The sequence below is a fragment of the Falsihalocynthiibacter sp. BN13B15 genome (assembly GCF_041205415.1).
GTDB lineage: Bacteria > Pseudomonadota > Alphaproteobacteria > Rhodobacterales > Rhodobacteraceae > Falsihalocynthiibacter > Falsihalocynthiibacter arcticus.
Genome location: NZ_JBGFCE010000003.1, coordinates 330,131 through 352,317 on the forward strand (window position 1 = coordinate 330,131; position 22,187 = coordinate 352,317).

The following is a 22,187-nucleotide window of genomic DNA, read 5'->3' on the forward strand; positions in this document are numbered from 1 at the left end:
TTTAGAACCGAAAACCAACACTTTTGCAGCGGGCCTCTCTTGTGAGAGGGCCTGCGAGGCTTTACATATTGCCTAAACAAAGGACATGCGTCGATGCAAGACCAAGATCACGATCCGGCGGGCAAGCCGCGCAAACGCGGCGCATTTGCCAGAACGCGCGCTAACTTCCTGACCGGAGTGGTCGTGGTTGCCCCAATCGCCGTTACACTTTGGTTGATCTGGACGGTCATTGGATGGATCGATGGCTGGGTTTTGCCTTTTGTTCCAAATAGTTGGGTGCCGGACTTCAACCTTGGCAATTATGTCAACTGGAATGCACCAGCGCTTGATCAACCCTACCCCACGGGCGAAAATACTAAGTTCCCGGGCTTTGGCGTCGTCATTTTCTTAGTCTTTACGGTCGTTGTTGGATGGCTAACCAAAGGTTTGTTGGGGCGCACACTTTTACACTGGGGCGAGCGGATCGTCGATCGCACGCCCGTGGTAAGGTCGGTCTATAATGGGTTGAAACAAATAGCAGAAACGGTGTTTGCCCAAACCGATACCAGCTTTGAACATTCCTGTCTTATTGAGTATCCCCGCAAGGGTATCTGGTCGATTGGCTTTATTTCGACCCAAGCCAAAGGGGAAATTCGCACCCGCGTACCCAACCAAGATTCTGTTACGTCGGTTTTCCTTCCGACCACGCCAAACCCGACATCGGGCTATTTGTTGTTCGTGCCAACGGCTGATGTGATTGTTTTGGACATGACGGTAGAGGATGCGGCGAAACTTGTGATCTCGGCAGGGCTTGTATACCCGAGCGACACCGCAAAGCAGCTCGCTCAGGCAAAGAAATCCGACGCCTCTGTTGAGGCTGAATTGAAAGACTAAAGCGCCGTCCAACCGCCGTCGATGCTCAACGTGGTGCCCGTCATCTGGCTTGCCGCGTCGGAACAGAGGAACACGGCGGTGACGCCGATTTGTTCTGTCGTTGCGAACTCGCCGCTGGGTTGACGCGCCAACATGACATCCTGAATGACCGTTTCGCGATCCATATTATGGGTGGCCATTTGATCGGGAATTTGCGCTTCAATAATCGGCGTGAGCACATAGCCCGGACAAATCGCGTTACAGGTGATCTGTTCGCGCGCGGTCTCAAGCCCTGTGGTCTTGGTCAGGCCAACAACTCCGTGTTTCGCCGCGACATAGGCCGATTTATACGGCGACGCCGTTAACCCATGCGCCGATGCGATGTTAATGATGCGTCCCCACCCTGCGGCCCGCATGATCGGCAAGGCCATTGCAGTGGTGTGAAAAGCCGAACTGAGATTGATCGCGATGATCGCGTCCCATTTATCCATCGGGAAGGTATCAATCGAGGCGACATGCTGAATACCGGCGTTATTCACGAGGATATCGCATTTACCCGCTTTGGAAATCAAATCGCGGCAATCTTGCGCTTTTGACATATCCGCAGCGATGTAGCGGACGTTAACCTTGTAGCGCCGCGCCAATGCGTCAGCGAGTTCATGGTCTTCGGGGCGATCCGTGAAAGAGTTGAGCACAATATCCGCGCCCGCTGCCGCCAGAGAATCAGCGACTCCCAGACCGATTCCCGAATTTGATCCTGTGATAACAGCGGTTTTTCCAGAAAGTAACATGCGGTCTCCTTGCGATAATTTCTAAGAAACCTAATTGCTGCAACTGCGAAATGCACGTAAGAAATTAAGGTATATGGGGGGTTTTTCCGCCGATAAAAAAATTAACTTTTGCCGAAATTCAGACCAAAAAAAAACGCCAGCACGAAGCTGGCGTTAAGTTATTGAGGCAGGTTTCATACAGGCAAGAAACCTATCGAGCAGTAAGTACTTTATACGCAATTCTTCGCCGCCTTCCAAGCTAAAAGTTTGAAATACCTACAAAGCCTGCGTAATGTCGGCCACATATAACAAAGGGCAGAAGGGGATTGTTGCCAGAATGAAACCAGATATTTTCCAAATAACGAGGCAATCGATCTGTGCACTCGGTATCGTTCTTGCGGCAGGAGTCGCACAGGCCGAGCCCAAGCACGGCTTGTCCATGTATGGTGAGCCCGCGCTACCACATGATTTTGTGTCCCTCCCCTACGTGAACCCCGACGCGCCCAAGGGCGGACGGATCGTTTTGGGCGAGAGTGGCAGCTTCACCAGCCTCAACCCGCACATGCAAAAATCTCAAGTTCCGTGGATGTTAAGATTTTATGCGTATGAGAGCCTGATGGGCCGCTCCTACGACGAACCCTTTACTCTTTACGGACTTTTGGCCGAATCAGTGGAGACCAGCCCCGAGCGCGACTGGGTGGAATTCACCCTGCGCCCCGAAGCAAAATTCGCCGATGGCACTCCCGTTACGGTTGAAGATGTGATCTGGTCCTATGAGACATTGGGCACCATAGGACATCCTCGATACTTGGGCGCGTGGAGCAAAGTCGACAAAATCGAAGCGACGGGCGAGCGGACCGTGCGCCTGACCTTCAACATCGATGATCGCGAGTTGGCCCTAATTATGGGCATGCGGCCGATCCTCAAGAAAGCGCAATGGGACGGGCAGGAATTCAACCAAGGCGGCTTTGATATTATCCCGATCACAACCGCGCCCTATCAAATCGGCGATTTTGACGCTGGAAAATACGTCACCTTGGTCCGTAACCCAGATTACTGGGGCAAGGATCTGCCGTTTATGAAGGGCAAAGCCAACCTTGATGAAATCCGCATGGAATTTTACCTTGATGGTTCGGTAATGTTTGAGGCTTTCAAAGCCGGCTTGCTAACGAGTTTCCGCGAAGGCAATTCCGCCAAATGGGACACCCAATACGGCTTTGACGCGGTCACCCGTGGCGACATCACCAAATCCGAAATTCCACACCAACGGCCCACAGGGATCGAAGGCTTTGTGATGAATACCCGCAATCCCTTGTTTGAGGATTGGCGCGTGCGCGAGGCCTTGATTTCGCTTTATAATTTCGAAGCGATCAACGACACAATCACGGGCGGCGCTTTACCGCGCATCACTTCGTATTTCTCAAACTCGCCTTTGGGCATGCTTGCAGGCCCCGCAGAAGGGCGCGTTGCCGAATTGCTCGCGCCTTTTGCCGACACCCTCAAACCCGGAACGCTGGAGGGCTATACCCTGCCCGTTTCCGACGGCACGCTCACCAATCGCAAAGGCATTCGTCGTGCGGTGGCCCTCTTTAAAGAGGCGGGTTGGGAGATCAAAGACCATGTGATGCAAAACGCCGAAGGCACACCCTTTGCGTTTGAAATCCTTGTGAATACGGGCGCGGACGAGAACCTTCGCATGGGCAATATGTTCGTTGAGTCCCTTATTCCACTGGGGATTGACGCCACGCTTACCCGCATAGACTCGCCACAACTTAAAGAACGCACACAGGTCTATGATTTTGAAATGGCCTATTACCAAGTTGGCCTGTCGCTCTCTCCTGGTAACGAGCAAATGTTGTATTGGGGCCACGAAGGTATTGAAAACCCCGGCACGCGGAACTGGATGGGAATGAACGAACCCGCCGCTGAAGCGATGATTAATGTGATGCTCACCGCCGAGTCTCAGGATGAGTTCAAAGCCGCCGTGCGCGCCTTGGATCGCGTGTTGATTTCTGGCCGCTATGTCATTCCATTTGCGTATTCTAACATCGCACGTATTGCCCATGACAGCAGCCTCAAGTATCCAGAGCATGTGCCAATCTATGGCGACTGGATTATGTATCACCCGGATGTGTGGTGGTCAGAGGAGACAAAATGACTAAGTTCCTATTTATCATCGCGGCCTGTGCAAGTTTGGCCGCCTGCGCAACGGTTGACGGCGTCGGCCAAGATATCTCTACGGGTGCGCGCAAAGTCAGCAACCTGTAAACGTCTAGAGATGAACGACAAGAGGCGGCCTTCGGGCTGCCTTTTTTGTTGTGTGGAGGGTTAAGTGAGCGAGGTGACCCAAAGGATGGCGGCGTCCTCCGGCGAGACCGAAATTACATTATGGCCCATTGTTCCGTCGTAATACGCACTGTCTCCGCGACGTAATTCAACAGGTTCGTAAAACTCGGTATAGAGCTTCACCACCCCCGTAATCACATAGAGAAACTCCTCGCCATCATGGCGCACCCAGCCGTCAAATTCCTCGATACTGCGGGCGCGGATTTGGGCACGATAGGGCAGCATTTTCTTCTGGGTCAGGGTTCCCGCGAGCAGTTCATGCTCATATGTAGCGGTCAAATGCGCCTCGCCACTGCCCGCTTTTGTTACCGACATCCGCCCGTTCACTTGCGCCTTTGAAGGGGCGGTAAACAGCTGCGGCACCGAAATCTCCAAACCTTCTGCCAGTTTTTTGAGCGCCTCATAGGTTGGCGACATTTGCCCGTTTTCGATTTTCGAAAGGGTCGAACGCGCAAGGCCTGCTTGTTTGGCCGCTTGCTCCAGCGTCCAATTGCGGGATTTGCGCAACTCGCGCACTCGATTGCCAAGGTTAAGCGGCTCACCGAGCGCTTCTTCGCCATTTTCGCGAGCAATGCGCACGATGCTTGTTTGGTTTGGGTCCATAGCCACCTATTATACAGGCCAATCCGCACGCGCAAGCCATCGCCACACCTGCCAACTTCTGTGGATATTTGCACAATCCCTGTGCAACCGTGTAATTTTCAAACTCAACGGTTTACTTTGGGGCACCCTCTGGTATTTTGCGCCGATATATTTCTGGCCGAACAGATGTTTTGCGCCTTCCGAAACCCCAAAAATCAGATCCTAGGGAGGCCACATGGTCCGTCTTGATATTATTTCCGACCCTATTTGCCCTTGGTGCTATGTCGGCAAAGCTAACCTCGACCGCGCATTAACTGAAAACCCAAATCATCCGTTTTCCATCGAATGGCACCCATATCAGCTCAATCCGGATATGCCGCTTGAGGGCATGGATCGGCGTGCGTATCTAGAGGGTAAATTCGGCGGTAAAGAAGGCGCGGTAACGGCCTATGCGCCGCTTGTAAAAGCCGCCGAAGCGGCTGGCTTGACGCTCAATCTTGAGAGCATCAAAACGACACCCAATACCATCAACGCGCACCGTCTTATTCACTGGGCTGGTCTTGAAGATCGTCAAATCGCCGTAATTTCTGCGCTTTTTAAGGCGTATTTCGTTGACGGCCGCAATATTGGCGACACGGATGTCCTCGCGGATATCGCGGATTCCGTTGGCATGGATGCCGCCGTTGTGCGCCGCTTGTTAGAGGGCGATCAAGACATCCAAGACATCCAAGACCGCGACAAACACAGCCGCGAAATGGGCGTCACGGGCGTGCCTTGCTTTATTGTAGCAGGGCAACACGCCGTTCCCGGAGCGCAACCGCCAGAGGTTTGGGCCAAGGTCATCGCCGACATCAACGCACAGTCCGCCCAAGAGGACAAAGACTAGTATTTTCAGCTTCTCGCGCACGCCAGCGCGAGAAGCATTCCTATTAAATTAGCTCCCTGCTGATTACCCCTTCAGAAAGCACACACCATGGCTTCCAAACGCCTTGCCCTCCCCGAATTTGTGTCCCTTGTGGCCATGCTCTTTGCCATGATCGCGTTTTCGATTGACGCCATGCTGCCCGGTTTGCCGATGATGGGGCTCGAATTGACCCCCGATGCGCCAAATCGGATCATGCTGGTTGTCCTTGTTTTTGTACTGGGCATGGGCAGCGGGACGTTTTTCGCAGGCGCGCTTTCTGATGCGTTTGGCCGTAAAACGGTGATCCTGCTTGGGGTCGGAATTTACCTCCTTGGTGCGTTGATTTCCTATTGGTCGCAGTCCTTGGAAGTGCTTCTCGCGGCGCGTTTTCTGCAAGGTGTTGGTGCCTCTGGACCACGGATTGCTGCCCTCGCCATGGTGCGGGACCTGTATCAAGGCTCCATGATGGCGCGCGTGATGTCGATTGCGATGACGATTTTCATGATCGTCCCGGCGATTGCACCGATGATCGGTCAAGCGATCATTTTCACCTTTGGCTGGCGCGCTGTTTTCGCCGCTTTTGCCCTTGTTTCCTTCGTCGGTGGAATGTGGCTTTTGCTGCGTCAGGCCGAGACCCTCGCGCCGGAAAATATTCGCCCCTTGTCACTAAAATCCTATTTTTCGGCGGTTGTGGAACTTTGCAAAAATCGCATCGTAATGATCTCAATGTTTGTCCAAACCCTTGTGATCACGTTCCTTTTCTCAACGATTTCCTCCATCCAGCCAACCTTTGAAATGGCCTATAGTCGGGGCGAGAGCTTTCCCTATTATTTCGCCGGTATCGCAGTGATTGCGGGTATATCGAACGTCGTTAATGCGAAATTGGTGGTGCGTCTGGGGATGCGTAAACTGATCACCTCGGCCCTTACGTGCCACGTCATCATGATGAGTATTTTCCTCGCCATGATCGTGTTTTTTGCCATGCCGTTTTGGATGTATCTTGGGCTTGTCACCGTCAATTTCCTCGTGCTCGGATTTTGCATGGGGAACCTTACCGCCCTCGCGCTTGAACCGATGGGCCATATCGCGGGGATGGCTTCGTCGATTACGGCGGGGATCTCGACGGTTCTCGGAGTGGTGCTTGCGATTCCGATCACTCAGAACTTCGACGGAACCGCCTTTGCCCTCACCATTGGGTCTTTCTTGTGCGGTTTGGCGGGGTTGGGATTGATGATCTACCTTGGGCCACGTCCATCCGTCGAAGCTTAGGGTCCGCGGCGTAGCTCCGAAGGTGCAATCCCTTGGCTGCGCCGAAAAGCCCGCGAAAACGCATCGCTAGAACTATAACCAAAGGTGCGGGCGACCACCGCTATGCGCCCGCCCTCCTCTAGCGCTTCTCGGGCGCGCGCAATGCGAAAACTGCGCAGATAGGTGATCGGTGCTTCGCCCATAACCTCCCGAAATTGCGCCATAAAAACCGATCTCGACATGCCGGCCTCTTGCGCCAAATCCTCCGTGCTCCATGCATGCCCTGGGCGGAGATGCACCTGTGTCAAAGCTCGTGACAACCGCGCGTCCGACAGGGCCGCCCAGACCCCTTTATCCACGGTTCCCGTCTCTAGTGCCGCACGCAGGAAATGCACGATTAGGACCTGTGCATAGCCCGCCAACAGGCTGTCTTGACCACATCTGGGCGCAGAGATTTCCCCGACAAACAACGCGACCAGCGGATGAAGCGCGTGGTCATTTGGAATGTGCATTTCAAAGCACCCAACCGAGGCCATCAAGGGGGCCACGGCCCCGCGCCCGCGCAAAACGATACTGGCCGCAACGGGTAAGGACGGATTTGCACCCGATTTCAAAACAAACCCATCCGCAGCCTTCATGACGTGAAAATCCGCATCCTCGTTGAAATGAGGCTGTACCCGCGAGATCTGTAAAGTTTGGATGAGGGCTGCAAGTTTGTCCAAAGTCAGGATTCCTGATCGGGTAAAAGAGATTTATCCGACATTAACTCCTGTATAAGAAAGAGGTCAAGCTTTTCAAAGGAACCAAAATGCTTATACCTCGCCAAAAAACCCCAAACCTTACGCTTCCCCTCGTTGGTGGCGGCACGTTCGACCTTGCCACTGACGGCGCAGACCTTGGGACCGTGATTTGCTTCTTTCGCGGCCTTCATTGCCCCGTTTGCGCGACCTACCTCAAAGAGTTGGAACGCCTGACGCCCGAGTTCGCAAAACGTGGTGTGAAAACCGTCGCAGTTTCGTCAGATGGGCTGGAGCGCAGCACGTCGATGGTAGAAAAAATCAGCGCAGATACGTTGCGCGTGGCTTCCGACTTGCCGCTGCAAGAAGCCCGCGATTGGGGTCTGTATATCTCGACGTCGCGCGGAAAAACCTCCATCGGCATCGAAGAACCAGCCCTATTTTCAGAACCAGGGTTGTTCCTCGTCAACAAGGACGGCTCCCTATTCTATCTGACGGTGCAGTCCATGCCCTTCACCCGTCCGCATTTTTCCGAACTTCTTGCGGCCGTCGATTTCGCGATTGATAAAAGCTATCCAGCGCGCGGTGAATACACCGGCGCAGTCTAAAAACGGCTCCCGCCGAGTGCGCGACGCATCAAGATGCTTGGCCCCCGTTGGGCCAAGCCTCGCTCCGCTCGGTAGGGGCAAGGCGCACGACTAGCTTTTTGGTTTGGTCCGCTTTTTCTCGGCGATGAGTTTCTCCGCGAGGTCTTTTGCAACCCCAAAGGCGCCACGAATTTTATCGTTTTCATTGGCCCATTCACGTTGCACAACGATCTTGTTGTCGCGCACTTTGGCATTCCCTTTTTGATCCGATATGAACTCCACCAGACCTTGGGGCGAGGCAAATTTATCGTTATGGAATTGGATAGTCACGCCTTTAGGCCCTGCATCCAGCTTGGCGATCCCTGCCCGTTTGCACATGGCTTTGATCCGCACCACCAGCAACAGCGTATTTACTTCGCGTGGTAATTTCCCAAATCTATCAATGAGTTCGGCGGCGAAGCCTTCAAGCTCAACCTTCAACGTGAGACCAGACAGGCGACGGTACAGACCCAAACGCACATCCAAATCGGGCACGTAGGTTTCGGGAATTAGAACCGGAACGCCAAGGTTGATCTGTGGCGCCCATTGATCGTTGTCATCCGAAAGCCCCTCGCCTGCACCCGATCGAATATTGGCAATCGCTTCCTCTAACATCGCTTGGTACAGTTCGAACCCGACTTCGCGCACATGTCCCGACTGGGCCTCGCCCAACAGGTTGCCCGCGCCGCGAATGTCCAGATCTTGGCTCGCCAGCGTGAAGCCCGCGCCCAAACTGTCGAGACTTCCCAAAACCCTCAACCTTTTCTCGGCTGTTGGCGTCAGGGGCATACGCGGTTTGGTGGTGAGATAGGCATAGGCACGGGTTTTGCTGCGGCCCACACGGCCACGGATTTGATACAATTGCGCCAGCCCAAACATATCGGCGCGATGCACGACCAGCGTGTTGGCCGTTGGAATATCTAGACCACTTTCGACAATCGTGGTCGCGACGAGCACATCATATTTGCCGTCGTAAAACGCATTCATCCGGTCATCAAGTTCGCCTGCTGCCATCTGGCCATGGGCCACGACATAGCTGACTTCGGGCAGTTGGGTGCGCAAGAAATCCTCGACTTCGGGCAGGTCCGCAATACGGGGCACCACGTAAAAACTCTGGCCACCGCGATAGTGTTCGCGCAGAAAACCTTCGCGAATTGTGACACTGTCAAACTCGCTGACATAGGTATGAATCGCCAAGCGGTCGACGGGCGGGGTGCCGATGATCGACAAATCCCGCACGCCAGAAAGGCTCATTTGCAGGGTGCGCGGAATGGGCGTGGCTGTGAGGGTGAGCACGTGAATATCGGTGCGCATCTCTTTGAGGCGCTCTTTGTGGCTGACGCCGAAACGTTGTTCTTCATCAATCACTAACAAGCCAAGGTTCTGAAAACGAACGGTTTTAGCGAGTAACGCATGGGTGCCGATGACGATATCGGCGGTGCCACGCTTGATGGATTCGCGGGTGTTGTGGGCTTCTTTTGCGCCGACAAATCGGCTCAACTGGTGCACTTCAATCGGGAAGCCACGGAAGCGTTCGGCGAAGCTTTTGTAGTGTTGGCGCGCGAGCAAAGTGGTGGGCGCAATAACGGCAACTTGGGCGCCGGACATCGCCGCAACAAAGGCCGCACGCATTGCAACTTCGGTTTTGCCAAAACCCACGTCGCCGCAAATCAGGCGGTCCATCGGGCGGCCACTTTCCATGTCGTCTAAAGTGTCATGAATGGCCGACAATTGGTCGTCGGTTTCGGTATAGGGGAAGCGCGCGGCGAAGGCGTCCCACATGCCATCGGGCGGCGACATGATGGGTGCGCGGCGCAGGGCGCGTTCGGCGGCAATGCGAATGAGTTTCTCGGCAACGGCACGAATACGTTCTTTGAGCTTGGCTTTCTTGGCCTGCCACGCGCCGCCGCCAAGCTTGTCGAGCATGCCTTCATCGTGGCCGTAGCGGCTTAAAAGTTCAATGTTTTCAACGGGTAGGTAAAGCCTGTCACCACCCGCGTACTCCAACAGCAAACATTCATGGGGCGCGCCCATGGCCGTGATTGTTTCAAGTCCCGTGAAGCGCCCAACCCCGTGATCGACGTGGACAACAAGGTCGCCCGCAGAGAGGCTCTGAGTTTCTGTCAGGAAATTATCGGCGCGGCGACGGCGTTTGGTGGAGCGGATCAGGCGGTCGCCCAGCACGTCCTGCTCGGAAATAACCGTCAAGCCTTCGGCGTAAAAACCCTGTTCCAACGGCCAAACGGCTAGAAAAACGCCGCCTTTGCCGTCCGGAATATCGCGGAAATCCTTGATCAGTTGTGCGCCTTCAACGCCCTCATCCGCGATCAACCCCTCTAGACGTTCGCGCGCCCCTTCCGAGAAACTGGCGACAACAACTTGATCGGACTTGCGGCGTTCGTTGATATGTTGGCCGAGCGCTTCGAACAGGTTTGCGTTTTCGAGTTGGCGTTCGGGACTGAAGTTGCGCCCTATGCGGCCACCCGCATCCACGACGCCATGGCCCGTGGATTGCGGCAATATCGCGAGGGTGACAACGCGGTGGTTCTCTACAGCTTTGCCCCAAACCACATCATCGAGATAGAGCTTTTCGGGCGGACAAGGCTTGTACACACTATCGAGCCGCATTTTTGCGGACATCGCGAGGCGGCGCGTTTCATATTGATCTACGATCCCGTCCCAACGCGCCAAACGCGCCGGACCAACTTGATCGTCAAGCACCACAGAAGCTGTTGGAATATAATCAAAAAGGGTCTCAAGACGTTCGTAAAAGAACGGCAACCAATGCTCGACACCTTGATGTTTACGCCCTGCGGAAACCGCCTCATAAAGCGGGTCATCGGTGCCCGCCGCGCCAAATTCTGTTCGGTAATTCTGGCGAAAACTGGTGATCGCGGCGTCGTCCAGAATAACTTCGGAAACGGGAGCGAGTTCGATGTTTTTGATGGTGTCTGTGGTGCGCTGGGTTTCTGCATCAAAACGGCGCAAACCGTCTAGCGTATCACCAAAGAAATCCATCCGAATGGGGCCAGTATCGCCCGGAGGAAAGATGTCGATAATGCCACCGCGCACCGCATAATCGCCGGGTTCAGTAACGGTTGGCGCTTGGGTGAAGCCCATCCGCACCAGAAACGCTCGTAACTGGTCGATATTGATGCGCTCGCCAACCTGTGCCGAAAACGCCGCTTTGCGTAAAATATCACGCGCAGGGACAAATTGCGTGGCCGCAGAAAGCGTTGTCAAAAGGATAAAGCGTTTAGGCATGTCATGCACAAGGGCGGCCAAAACCGCCATCCGCGCCGCCGAGGTATCGGCGTTGGGCGACATACGATCAAACGGCAAACAATCCCACGCGGGAAAGCTCAAAACCGCTGTGTCAGGCGCAAAAAAAGCAAGCGCTGCCTTTAGCGCCGCAAGCCGCTTTGCATCGCGTGCCACATGGATAACCGCGCCGTTGGATTTGGCCAATTCCGCCAACAAAAGATGCGCGTCATAGCCTTCTGGCGCCCCGCTTTGGGTTATGTGCTTGGGCGTTGAAATGGCCACATCGTTCTCCGACCCCATGAGGGGTTATTTTATAATTAGTTGAACAAAACGCTGTAGTTCATGTTCTGGGCCATGCCCCACATTGCGGTCGTAAAGATAGAGAGAACGCCGAGGAGCTGTACATAAATACGGTGACGCATCAATTGCTTCACAAGGGCGAGGCCCTCTGGTTTTTTTTCGTCAATAAGGCGCGCTGTCGAAATCGAAATAAGTCCGACGATCGACATAGGGAACAGCAAAAGGAACACCGCTTGGGCGAATTCGACATTGTAGTAGAAACCCAACATGGCAAGGCCTGTGAGCACAAAACAACTAAATCCAAGCAGCCAAAGTCCGGACACCGAGGAGATATACAGGATGCGATTGCAACTAATCCGCGTGAGGGCCTGAAGATCATCCATCGCCTCGCCGCCGCGTTTCTTCGCCCGTTGAATCATATCCAGCGGCACACCCAAAACCCAATGGCTGGCCGAGGACCAAATCACAGCGAGGCCAATCCAGTACCAAAGGTTTGAAAATGAGCGTAAATCAATCAGTTCACGAACTGTGGCGTACAAGTCCAAGGGGCATTCCTTCTTCAGAGTCGCATGCCATTTGGCAAGAACTGCGACATTATATCGGGCTTACGCTGATTCCTACCCTTGAGTGACGGGAAAATCCATGCCAACCAAGGACATGAATTGCATGAGGACGTAAAAATGCCGACAATTATTGCCCCTTTCCCGACCGCGCGCCTGCGCCGCTTGAAAAAATCGCCTGCGTTGCGGGCTTTGGTGCGGGAAAATACGTTGTCGCCCGCCGATTTTATTTGGCCAGTTTTTGTGGTCGCTGGCGAAAATACGCGCCAACCAATCGAAAGCATGCCCGGCGTTGAGCGCCTTTCGGTGGAATTAATCGTCGAGGCCGCCCGCGAGGCCGCCGATCTGGGTATTTCCGCGATCTGCCTGTTCCCCTATACTGATGCGTCTCTGAAAACCGAGGATTGCGCCGAAGCGTGGAATCCGGACAACCTGACCAATCGGGCGATCCGCGCTATAAAATCTGCCGTTCCAGAAATCGCTGTGATGACGGATATCGCCTTGGATCCCTATAACATCAACGGCCATGATGGCTATGTTGTGGACGGCGAAATCGTCAATGACGCAACCGTTGAGGCCTTGGTGAAAATGGCCCTCGCACAGGCCGACGCGGGCGCGGATATTCTGGGCCCGTCGGATATGATGGACGGTCGCATCGGCGCAATCCGCACCGCCCTTGAGGCCGCAGGACACCAAAACGTAACGATCCTGTCCTATGCTGCGAAATACGCCAGTGCGTTTTATGGCCCGTTTCGCGATGCAGTTGGCGCTTCTGGTGCGCTCAAAGGCGACAAAAACACTTATCAAATGGATCCCGCAAACAGCGACGAAGCCCTGCGCCTTGTGGCCCGCGATCTGGCCGAGGGCGCGGATATGGTCATGGTCAAACCGGGCATGGTGTATTTAGATATTTGCCACCGCGTAAAATCCGAATTCGGCGTGCCGACCTTTGCTTATCAAGTGTCCGGCGAATACGCGATGCAAATGGCGGCGTCGCAAAACGGCTGGATTGACGGCGACAAAGCCATGATCGAAAGCCTTATGGCCTTCAAACGCGCCGGTTGTGACGGAATTCTAACCTACTTTGCCCCCCGCGCCGCACGGCTTTTAGCTGGACGTTAAATCGGCACATTTTCGCATTTTTTCGCAACACATACCTATATATAATGACAATATTATGGGACTCCCCTATAGTTTTGAACAAGATCGGGTGTGACCCGACACTAAAAATGGTTTCCAACACGTGTTTGGGACCAACAATTGAGGAACGAAGCAATGAAAACACCAACGCATTTTGAGCGGCTTTCGCGTCGCGGCTTTCTGCTGACAGCAGGTGCTGCTGCGGCAACGACAGCGGCCTGTGGCAATGGCGTGGGCAACGATGGCGCCGCCGTATTGGACCTACAAGTCGACGCTACCGTACGTCATATGTACGCAACGTATCCCGGAACTGTTGACCTTGGCGCGAAATCCACGGGGATGCTGGTAATGCCTGTGGTGACCAAAGCGGGCTTAGGCGTGGGGGGATCGTTTGGCAAAGGCGCGCTGCGCATCAACGACGCGACCGTCGACTACTATTCTGCGACATCCGCCTCGGTTGGCTTTCAAATTGGCGCACAACAACTCGCCTATGTGTTGTTCTTTATGACCGAACCTGCGTTGAACAAATTCCGCGGCGCAAGCGGTTGGGCCGCAGGTGCCGACATCGAATATGCCGTAAATGACAAAGGCAGCAATCTGTCGGTTGCGACAACAACCTCCAATGCGCCAGTGATCGCCGTTGTCTTTGGCCAAGCGGGCTTGATGGCGGGTGCGACGCTCGAAGGATCAAAATACTCGCGCATCATCCCATAAGGGATTGAGATGTAATAAAAAAAGGCGGCTCATGTGAGCCGCCTTTTTTTATGTCCGAAGGGAAAAAGTTCACCCCATATGGCGCAAACGTTTCAACAAGCTTGAGGTGTCCCAACGATTGCCACCAAGCTTCTGAACGTCTTTATAGAACTGATCGACAAGCGCGGTCATCGGCAAACTCGCGCCATTCTCATCAGCGGTATCAAGGCAAATACCAAGGTCTTTGCGCATCCAATCAACGGCAAACCCGTGGTCATATTCATCGGCTAACATGGTTTTATAACGGTTCTGCATCTGCCAACTGCCAGCTGCACCCGCCGAAATCGTCTCGATCACCGCCTCGCCATCCAGACCGGCTTTTTCCGCAAAATGCAGCGCCTCGGAAAGCCCCTGAACGACCCCTGCGATACAGATTTGATTGACCATTTTCGTCAATTGCCCTGCCCCGTTTTCGCCTAAACGACGACAAACCTTGGCATAGACCTGCATGATGGGTTCCGCCGCATCATATTTATCCTGATCACCGCCGCACATTACCGAAAGCGCGCCGTTTTCGGCTCCTGCTTGGCCGCCGGACACGGGCGCATCGACAAATCCAATGCCAGTTTCTGCGGCAATCGCGTAAAGTTCGCGGGTGACGGCCGCCGAAACCGTGGTGTGATCAACGAAAATCGCGCCCTCCGCCATCGATTGAAACGCCCCGTCTGGCCCCGTGCAAACTGCGCGTAAATCATCGTCATTCCCCACGCAGGAAATCACAAAGTCCGCGCCTTTGGCTGCATGCGCGGGTGTCGGCGCAAAATTGCCACCGTGTTGCTTGGCCCAAGCCTCGGCTTTAGCGGTTGTGCGGTTAAAAACTGTTACCTCATGCCCCGCCGCCGCAAGATGTCCTGCCATGGGATAGCCCATAACGCCTAGACCCAAGAAAGTGATTTTCGCCATAGCTTTTCTCCCAAAGTTTTTTCGCGTAGACACTGGAAACCCATCGGAATTCCATGCCGAGTCTCTTTGGGGCAGACCTTAATGTATACAATCCGCGCGTCAACCTGGAGCCGTCATGTCGACCTTTGTTAAATGGCTTACCCGTCTGTTTCTGGCTCTTGCGACCTTGATCGCATTGGCTTTTTTCAGCGTTTACTACTTGGCCAGCCGTTCCATTCCCGAATATGACGCCGATTATGTTGTGACCGGAATCACGGGCGACGTCGAAATTATCCGTGACAACGCCAGTGTGCCTCATATTTTTGGCGCAACCGACGAGGACGTCTATTTCGGCCTTGGATTCGCCCATGCACAGGATCGCTTATGGCAAATGGTTCTGATGCGCCGCACCGCTGAAGGCCGCTTGTCGGAGCTTTTTGGTGAACGCGCTTTGCAAGTCGACGACCTGATGCGCCGCCTTGATATCTATGACTTGGCCAAACGCTCGGTGCGCGACCAAGATCCCGAAACTACGCTGGCGCTCAATGCCTATGCGCGGGGCGTCAACAGTTGGCTTGCGCAAATCAATACGGGGGCGTTGGGACGTGGCGCGCCGGAATTTTTCCTGTTTCCCACAGCCATTGCCCCGTGGACTCCCGCGGATTCCATCGCCGTTGGGAAAATAATGGCGCTGGAATTTTCAGGCCAGCTTGAAGATGAAATTTTGCGCACGCGGGCGATTTTGGCCCTCCCCAAAGAGCGGGTCAAAGACCTGTTGCCCGATCCCTTGGGCATGCCGATCAACGCGTTGCCAGAATACACCAGCCTGTTCCCCAAGTCTGAATACCCGATCTATGCGCAATTCGCGGAACCTCTCGACCCGATGATCGCGGCCCTTACGCCGTTCAAAAAACGCGCTTTTGCAGGCGCGTCGAACGCTTGGGCCGCCGCGCCATCGCGTTCAGCGGCGGGAGCGACACTGCTCGCCAACGATCCGCATTTGGGCTTTTCCGCGCCATCGATCTGGTATCTTGCACGGATCGAGTTGCAACAGGGCGGCATCATTGGCGCCTCAATTCCGGGCGTCCCTGTGATCCTCTCTGGGCGCTCGGACTACATCGGTTGGGGGCTGACGGCAGCGTTCATGGACGATCAAGACCTGTTTATTGAGCAGCTCAACCCCGAAGACTCCGAGGAATACCTGACGCCCACCGGATACAAACGTTTTGAAATTCGCCAAACCATCGTCCATGTGAAGGACGCCGCGCCGCGCACCCTGACTTTGCGTTGGACTGAAAATGGCCCTGTCCTACCGCCAAGCCACTATAATGTCGGGAAAATCACCCCCCAAGGCCACGTCGCCACCCTTGGTTGGACCGCGCTTTCAGCGCATGACACCTCCGTGAGCGCCTTGATGAAGCTGATGAAATCCAAAACCATCGACGAGGCCATTGCCGCAGGCGAAACCTATATCGGCAGTGCGCAAAACGTGACGTTGGTGGACGGCAAGGAAATTGCTCTCAAGACCTTCGGCGCGGCCCCGCGTCGCGCCTATAACCACCAAACCCAAGGCCGCACACCGGCCCCCGGATGGCTGGAAAACAACCGTTGGCAAGGGCGCATGCCTTATAGCTTCAACCCCGAATTCCGTAAACCTGCGGGGGGCATTTTGGGCAATACCAACAACCAGATTATCGACCGTCCCTTCCCCAATCATATAAGTTTTTACTGGGGGGATACGGAACGCATTGAACGTTGGAAAAAGCTGATGCAAAACCGCGAAGTCCACACCCGCGAGAGTTTCATCGAAGGCCAGCTTGATACCGTGAGCTATACCGCGCGCCGCATTCTGCCGTTGATTGCCGCCGATCTATGGTTTTCCGGCGCACAGGCTCCGGACGGCACCATCGAACGCCGCCGCCAAATCGCGCTCGATCTTTTGGCAAATTGGAACGGGGAAATGAATGAACACCTCCCAGAACCGCTGATCTATGCGGCGTGGATGCGGGCCTTGCAAAAACGGTTAATCCAAGACGAACTAGGGCCGCTTGCCGATGAGTTCACCCACGTCAATCCCGTGTTTATCGACCGCGTGTACCGCGATACCGACGGCGCAAGCGCGTGGTGTGACATCGTGCAATCCACCCAGCCCGAGAATTGCAAGGACCTCGCGCGGATTGCCTTGGACGATGCGCTTTTATGGCTAGACCAGACCTATGGTTCCGCGTTGACGTCGTTGCGTTGGGGGGATGCGCATCAGGCAACCCACGACCATGCGGTTCTAGGAAAAACGCCTATTCTCAAATGGTTCGTCAATATTCGCCAAAGCACTTCAGGCGGTGATAACACCCTTATGATGGGCCTCACCTCTGGCACGGAAGACGAACCGTTTTCCAATGTTCAAGGGGCGGGCTATCGCGGTGTTTATGATTTCGCAGACCCTGACAGTTCTGTTTTCATCATCGCAACGGGGCAATCGGGCCATCCGTTAAGTCGCCATTATGATGATATGGGGCAGCTTTGGCGCCGCGGGGAATACCTCCCGATGAGCCTTGATCCCGCCCTCGCGCGTGCGGGTTCCGTTGGGATTGCAACCTTGAGTCCGGAACCAAAGTAACGGGAAAGGTCGCGCCAAATCCATGGCGCGCCTTTTACATATCGCGGAAGTTTTTCTCTTGGCGTGCGGTCCAGTGAACCTTGAGGTGGAACCCGTCTTCGCCTTGGGTCTCGGCCTCAACCAAGCCCTCTGAAAACAGCCACGCGCGTTTTTTACCGTCGCTATACGGCAGCACAAGATCACGGTAGGTTTTGGGGTCGGTTAGCGCTTCGGACACCGCATCAAGCAGCGCCTCAATGCCTTGGCCTGTAATCGACGAGGTGGCAAAAATTGCCTCTTCGCGCTCGGATTTGGCAAGAATACCCTCTTGTTCTTGGTCATCCAAAAGATCGACTTTGTTCCACACTTCAATCAACGGCGTCTCCTTAGACACGCCAAGATCGGTCATGATGGTTGTCACATCGCGCGATTGCTGATCGGTCAACGGATGCGAAATATCACGCACGTGCAAAATCAAATCGGCCTCAAGAACTTCTTCCAAAGTGGCGCGAAACGAGGCGACCAATTGTGTGGGAAGTTCGGAAATAAAACCAACCGTATCCGAGAGAATAATCGTTCGGCCGGACGGTAATTCAACCGAACGCATGGTTGGATCTAGTGTGGCAAACAACATGTCCTTCGCAAAGACATTAGCCCCCGTTAAGCGATTGAAAAGCGTAGATTTCCCAGCATTGGTATAGCCAACCAAGGCGACCACAGGGAACGGTACGCGTGCGCGCGATTGCCGATGCAAGGCGCGGGTGCGGACAACTTTTTCAAGCTGGCGCTTGAGGTTGTTGATGCGTTCATCAAGAGCACGACGGTCGGCCTCGACCTGCGTTTCGCCCGGTCCGCCCACAAATCCAAGCCCACCGCGTTGGCGCTCAAGGTGGGTCCATGCCCGCACAAGGCGGGTGCGTTGGTACGACAATGCCGCCACTTCAACCTGCAACACACCCTCACGGGTACGCGCCCGATCCGAGAAAATCTCAAGGATCAAACCCGTGCGGTCGAGGATTTTGACGTTCCACTCTTCTTCGAGGTTGCGCTGTTGAACGGGCGTTAACGTACCGTCAATGATGACGAGATCAACATGGGTTTCCAAAAACTGTTGTTTAAGCTCTTCGGTTTTGCCTTTGCCAAACAACCACCCAGCCCGAATCTTGGGAACGGGTACAATTGTCGCTCCGACAACATCGGTTTCGGGCATCGCCTCAGCGAGAGAAACCGCCTCTTGCAAAGCGAATTCTGGATCACGGCGAAAGCGGTCGTTACGCAAATCAGGATGCAGCACCCAAACCGGCGTTACGGACTTCTCGGGAATTTCTTCGCCCATTTTTGCCTATTCTTCGCCGTCGTAAAGGCTGATCGGCTGAGACGGCATGATTGTTGAAATCGCGTGTTTATACACCAGCTGAGATTGACCATCGCGACGCAAAAGCACGCAGAAATTGTCAAACCAAGTGATAACACCCTGAAGTTTCACACCGTTAATGAGGAAAATAGTAACTGGAACCTTTGTCTTGCGAACATGATTCAGAAAGGCGTCTTGTAAATTCTGTTTGTCGGCAGCCATTGTTTTATAGCCTTTTTTCTTGTTTTTATATGCCAGCACTAAAGGCTGTTTCGGTCTTATCTGTCAGTATGACTATCCATGCGTATAGTTTCTAGTGCAAAAAAAGCATCAAAATTTATGAAATGGTAATTTTGCCGCTATCGACGCCATGTGTCGGGGTTTAAAAGCGCGATAACGGCAAGGGTTTCGAGCCGTCCCACCACCATTGCCGCCCCTAAAACCAGCTTTACCGTGGGTGACAAGGTCGCATAAGAAATCGGTGTTTCCGTCACGACATTTGCCAAGGGTCCAGTTGTCGTTAGCGCCGCGATTGTCAAAATCAGCGCATTGTCGAAACCAACACCGTTATAGGCCAAGAGCAGCATCACGAAGGACACCGAGAGGGCAAACAGCATGAAAAAAATCCACGCAACATAAGCCCCACGCCGCCGTAAATGGCGCACCGCAGGCCCCGATCCCGCGACACTTGTGGGATGGATAATCCGTTCAATTTCGCGCTGCCCGTTTTTATAAAGCGCATAAATCCGCAACAACTTCACTCCGCCCGCCGTGGTGGCCACACCGCCACCAACCATCGCCAAGCCAAGTGGAATAAGCCCTGGTGTCGCGAGACCCGACCACCGGCTCGCTTGCGTCCAAGAGGCGCTCTCAAAACCTGTGGTCGAAAGGAAAGAAACTGTCGTAAAGATACTCCCCCAAAGGGCCGAAAGTGCTTGGCGCGCATCCTCAACCGATTGTTCTTCGAGGGCACCAAACCAATGGCGCATAAAAATCAGCGACGGTACCGCCATAATAAGAAAGGTCGCGATGCGGATTTCAGGATCAGTTTTAAGAACCTTGATGCTACGGGCCTTCATATCAGACGAAAAAGTCAGGCGTGACAGGGCAAAACACATGCCAATCAGGACGACAAATTCGCCAAACCCCGCGGATGAGTTGTTTTGCATACCGCCCGTGGCCGAAATCCCGCTGGTTGCAAAGGTCGACATTGAGTGAATAAGCGCCCCAAATGGTCGGTCACCCGCGATAATTAAAAAGACCCAAAATACCGCCGTTAACCCGCTATAAATCGGGAGGAGTCGAAGGGCCGCACGTTGCAAACGCACGGACCCACCGGCAACGCGGGAGATCTGGGACAGGCTCGATCCCGTTCCGTGCCGCCCCTCAGCCAAGACCTCAAATCCGCCGAGATTCAACGGCGCAAGGATGGCCACGGCACTTACCCAAACGAAAAACCCACCCAGCCACGCCACCAAAGCCCGCCATAAATGCACAGAACGGGGCAGTTGCGCTGGGTCGGCATATTGCGTCGCGCCCGTCGTCGTTATTGACGAAACCATCTCGAAATACGCTTCGCCAAACGTCGATGTTGTTACTGTTTGATGAAAGGGCACCGCGAGCATCATCGGCAGCAGCACAAAACACACAAAAAGCGACAGGAGATGGGAGCCCGTCTCATTACGCGGCTTATAATTTGCGGTTGCCAGCGCGATAATCAACGTGAAAATCAGGAACAACAACCCGCCGTAAAAGAAGACCCTCGCCGTTTGAAAATCACGCGTTGCTCCTGCGTGAAGCGCGGGCAAAAACATCGCCACCGATCCGATCCCCATCAGGATCACAAACAACGGCAGGCCAAGGATACGGGCTAACATGGCTAGAAAAAGTCGATCGAAACCTGCAAGAGGCGCTCGACCTCAGGCACGTCGGCGGCCATGGTGAAAATGGTTAACACATCGCCCTCTTCGATCCGCATGGAGCCTTCGGGCCGCGACACGACGCCCTTGCTCAAAACGGCGCCCACCAAAACACCCTCAGGGAATTCAATATCCCTCAGCGCCCGTCCCGAAATCGGACTTGTCGAGAGCACTTGCGCCTCGATCACTTCGGCTTCTGCGTCGCCAATGGAGTAAACTTCGCGCACACGGCCATGCCGGATATGGCGCAAAATAGAACTCACAGTTGTGGACCGCGGGTTGATATAGGCGTCGATCCCCATGGGGGCCAAAAGTGGCACCAAGGACGGGTCATTCACCAAGCAGATCGCCATTTTACAGCCCAAACCCTTGGCGCGCACCGCGGCCAATAGATTGGTTTTATCATCGTCGGTGACACATAAAATAGCGTCTGAACGATCAATTCCGGCCTCTTCAAGCAATTCAGGACTTAACCCGTCGCCGTTCAAAACGATGGTCCGCTCCAAAGTGTCAGCGGCTTTTTCAGCAATGGCACGGTCGCGCTCAATCACTTTTGTGCGCACGGTGCGGCCTTTTGCTTCCAACGCCAAGGCCACGGCAAGCCCCACATTCCCACCACCCAAAATAACCACACGGTCTTGTTTGTGCTGGACTTTTCCGAACACTTCCAAGGTACGTGCCACGTCTTCGCTGTTAGTAAATACGTAAATTTGGTCGCCAGCGAACAGCTGATCATTGGGCACAGGCGCAAACAATGTCCCTTTGCGACGCACACCAACCACGTTCGCCGAGAGGGTTGAAAACAAATCCGTCAACTGACGCAAGGGCGTATTTAGAACCGGACAATCCGCATCAAGTTGAAGCCCCAAAAGCTGGCTTTTGCCGTTGAGAAAACTTTCTGTATCAAAGGCAGCAGGCGCCGCGAGGCGTTGCAAGGCCGCAGCAGCAACCTCTTTCTCAGGGGAAATAACCACATCGATCGGCATGTGATCGCGGCGATAAAGGTCGGAATAAATGGCATCGAGGTACGACTTACTGCGCAAACGGGCCACTTTGCGGGGCACGGAAAAAATCGAGTGGGCAATTTGGCAGGTCACCATATTCACTTCGTCCGAATGGGTCGCCGCGATGATCATATCCGCATCACTTGCCCCCGCCGCCTTGAGAACATCCGGATAGCTCGCAAACCCTGCAACCCCTTGAACTTCCAAGGTATCCATAGCGCGCCGCACCAGTTCGGCATTGTTATCCACAACCGTTACATCGTTGCGTTCACCCGAAAGATGACGGGCGATTTGCCAGCCAACTTGTCCCGCGCCACAGATGATGACCTTCATAAAACTGCCCTTTTGTG

The 22,187-nt window shown here is 54.3% G+C and carries 19 protein-coding genes; 9 read left to right on the forward strand and 10 right to left on the reverse strand.

Features of this window, described 5'->3' with window-relative positions:
- Window positions 1–93: 93 nt before the first annotated feature.
- Window positions 94–873, forward strand: coding sequence for a DUF502 domain-containing protein (locus tag AB9F26_RS06825; RefSeq protein ID WP_369767674.1), 780 nt, complete (start codon window positions 94–96; stop codon window positions 871–873).
- Here AB9F26_RS06825 and AB9F26_RS06830 read toward each other — a convergent pair.
- Complete coding sequence (locus AB9F26_RS06830) at window positions 870–1,643, reverse strand: 3-hydroxybutyrate dehydrogenase (protein ID WP_369767675.1); 774 nt, start codon at window positions 1,641–1,643, stop codon at window positions 870–872. The two genes, AB9F26_RS06825 and AB9F26_RS06830, sit on opposite strands and share 4 nt — an antisense overlap.
- Window positions 1,644–1,959: 316 nt before the next feature.
- Here AB9F26_RS06830 and AB9F26_RS06835 point away from each other — a divergent pair, with 316 nt between their 5' ends.
- Both AB9F26_RS06835 and AB9F26_RS06840 read left to right on the forward strand, forming a co-directional pair.
- Window positions 1,960–3,780: an extracellular solute-binding protein gene (locus AB9F26_RS06835; RefSeq protein WP_369767676.1), complete on the forward strand. Its 1,821-nt coding sequence runs from the start codon at window positions 1,960–1,962 to the stop codon at window positions 3,778–3,780.
- Window positions 3,777–3,890, forward strand: a complete 114-nt coding sequence (locus AB9F26_RS06840) for a hypothetical protein (protein ID WP_062628328.1) — start codon at window positions 3,777–3,779, stop codon at window positions 3,888–3,890. The genes AB9F26_RS06835 and AB9F26_RS06840 overlap by 4 nt, the downstream gene beginning before the upstream one ends.
- Before the next feature lie 60 nt (window positions 3,891–3,950).
- Here the strand turns inward: AB9F26_RS06840 and AB9F26_RS06845 are convergent, their stop codons facing one another.
- Window positions 3,951–4,571, reverse strand: coding sequence for an XRE family transcriptional regulator (locus AB9F26_RS06845; RefSeq protein ID WP_335585547.1), 621 nt, complete (start codon window positions 4,569–4,571; stop codon window positions 3,951–3,953).
- Window positions 4,572–4,785: 214 nt separating this feature from the next.
- Here AB9F26_RS06845 and AB9F26_RS06850 point away from each other — a divergent pair, with 214 nt between their 5' ends.
- Complete coding sequence (locus AB9F26_RS06850; protein WP_335585546.1) at window positions 4,786–5,436, forward strand: DsbA family oxidoreductase; 651 nt, start codon at window positions 4,786–4,788, stop codon at window positions 5,434–5,436.
- A gap of 87 nt (window positions 5,437–5,523) precedes the next feature.
- Window positions 5,524–6,723: an MFS transporter gene (locus tag AB9F26_RS06855; RefSeq protein WP_369767677.1), complete on the forward strand. Its 1,200-nt coding sequence runs from the start codon at window positions 5,524–5,526 to the stop codon at window positions 6,721–6,723.
- On the opposite strand, the gene AB9F26_RS06860 is transcribed toward AB9F26_RS06855, so the two are convergent.
- A complete protein-coding gene (locus AB9F26_RS06860; protein WP_335585544.1) occupies window positions 6,720–7,424 on the reverse strand; it encodes an AraC family transcriptional regulator in 705 nt (234 codons plus the stop codon). The genes AB9F26_RS06855 and AB9F26_RS06860 overlap by 4 nt on opposite strands.
- An 86-nt stretch (window positions 7,425–7,510) precedes the next feature.
- On the opposite strand from AB9F26_RS06860, the gene AB9F26_RS06865 reads away from it, so the two are divergent.
- Window positions 7,511–8,047 carry a peroxiredoxin-like family protein gene (locus AB9F26_RS06865; RefSeq protein WP_369767678.1) on the forward strand — a complete coding sequence of 179 codons (537 nt, stop codon included), beginning with the start codon at window positions 7,511–7,513 and terminating at the stop codon, window positions 8,045–8,047.
- Window positions 8,048–8,137: 90 nt separating this feature from the next.
- Here the strand turns inward: AB9F26_RS06865 and mfd are convergent, their stop codons facing one another.
- Window positions 8,138–11,629, reverse strand: coding sequence for a transcription-repair coupling factor (mfd, locus tag AB9F26_RS06870; protein WP_369767679.1), 3,492 nt, complete (start codon window positions 11,627–11,629; stop codon window positions 8,138–8,140).
- Window positions 11,630–11,646: 17 nt separating this feature from the next.
- Entirely contained in the window at window positions 11,647–12,174 is a 528-nt protein-coding gene (locus AB9F26_RS06875; RefSeq protein ID WP_335585541.1) for a component of SufBCD complex, read from the reverse strand.
- 135 nt (window positions 12,175–12,309) lie between these two features.
- On the opposite strand from AB9F26_RS06875, the gene hemB reads away from it, so the two are divergent.
- Window positions 12,310–13,311 carry a porphobilinogen synthase gene (gene hemB / locus AB9F26_RS06880; protein ID WP_369767680.1) on the forward strand — a complete coding sequence of 334 codons (1,002 nt, stop codon included), beginning with the start codon at window positions 12,310–12,312 and terminating at the stop codon, window positions 13,309–13,311.
- 153 nt (window positions 13,312–13,464) lie between these two features.
- Window positions 13,465–14,043 (forward strand): YSC84-related protein, encoded by a 579-nt coding sequence (locus tag AB9F26_RS06885; RefSeq protein ID WP_039003558.1) that lies wholly within the window; start codon window positions 13,465–13,467, stop codon window positions 14,041–14,043.
- A gap of 69 nt (window positions 14,044–14,112) precedes the next feature.
- Here AB9F26_RS06885 and AB9F26_RS06890 read toward each other — a convergent pair whose 3' ends face one another.
- The gene (locus AB9F26_RS06890) at window positions 14,113–15,018 is read right to left on the reverse strand and encodes an NAD(P)-dependent oxidoreductase (RefSeq protein ID WP_369767681.1); all 906 of its coding nucleotides are present in this window, start codon (window positions 15,016–15,018) and stop codon (window positions 14,113–14,115) included.
- Between the two features lie 82 nt (window positions 15,019–15,100).
- Between AB9F26_RS06890 and AB9F26_RS06895 the strand changes: the two genes are divergently transcribed.
- Entirely contained in the window at window positions 15,101–17,581 is a 2,481-nt protein-coding gene (locus AB9F26_RS06895) for a penicillin acylase family protein (RefSeq protein WP_369767682.1), read from the forward strand.
- A 34-nt stretch (window positions 17,582–17,615) separates the two neighbouring features.
- Here AB9F26_RS06895 and hflX read toward each other — a convergent pair whose 3' ends face one another.
- The 4 genes from hflX to trkA form a co-directional block, all read right to left on the reverse strand.
- The gene (gene hflX / locus AB9F26_RS06900; protein WP_335585537.1) at window positions 17,616–18,896 is read right to left on the reverse strand and encodes a GTPase HflX; all 1,281 of its coding nucleotides are present in this window, start codon (window positions 18,894–18,896) and stop codon (window positions 17,616–17,618) included.
- A 6-nt stretch (window positions 18,897–18,902) separates the two neighbouring features.
- Complete coding sequence (gene hfq / locus AB9F26_RS06905) at window positions 18,903–19,136, reverse strand: RNA chaperone Hfq (protein ID WP_039003554.1); 234 nt, start codon at window positions 19,134–19,136, stop codon at window positions 18,903–18,905.
- A 137-nt stretch (window positions 19,137–19,273) separates the two neighbouring features.
- Window positions 19,274–20,791, reverse strand: a complete 1,518-nt coding sequence (locus tag AB9F26_RS06910) for a potassium transporter TrkG (protein ID WP_335585536.1) — start codon at window positions 20,789–20,791, stop codon at window positions 19,274–19,276.
- A 2-nt stretch (window positions 20,792–20,793) separates the two neighbouring features.
- Window positions 20,794–22,170 carry a Trk system potassium transporter TrkA gene (gene trkA / locus AB9F26_RS06915; protein ID WP_335585535.1) on the reverse strand — a complete coding sequence of 459 codons (1,377 nt, stop codon included), beginning with the start codon at window positions 22,168–22,170 and terminating at the stop codon, window positions 20,794–20,796.
- Window positions 22,171–22,187: the final 17 nt, after the last annotated feature.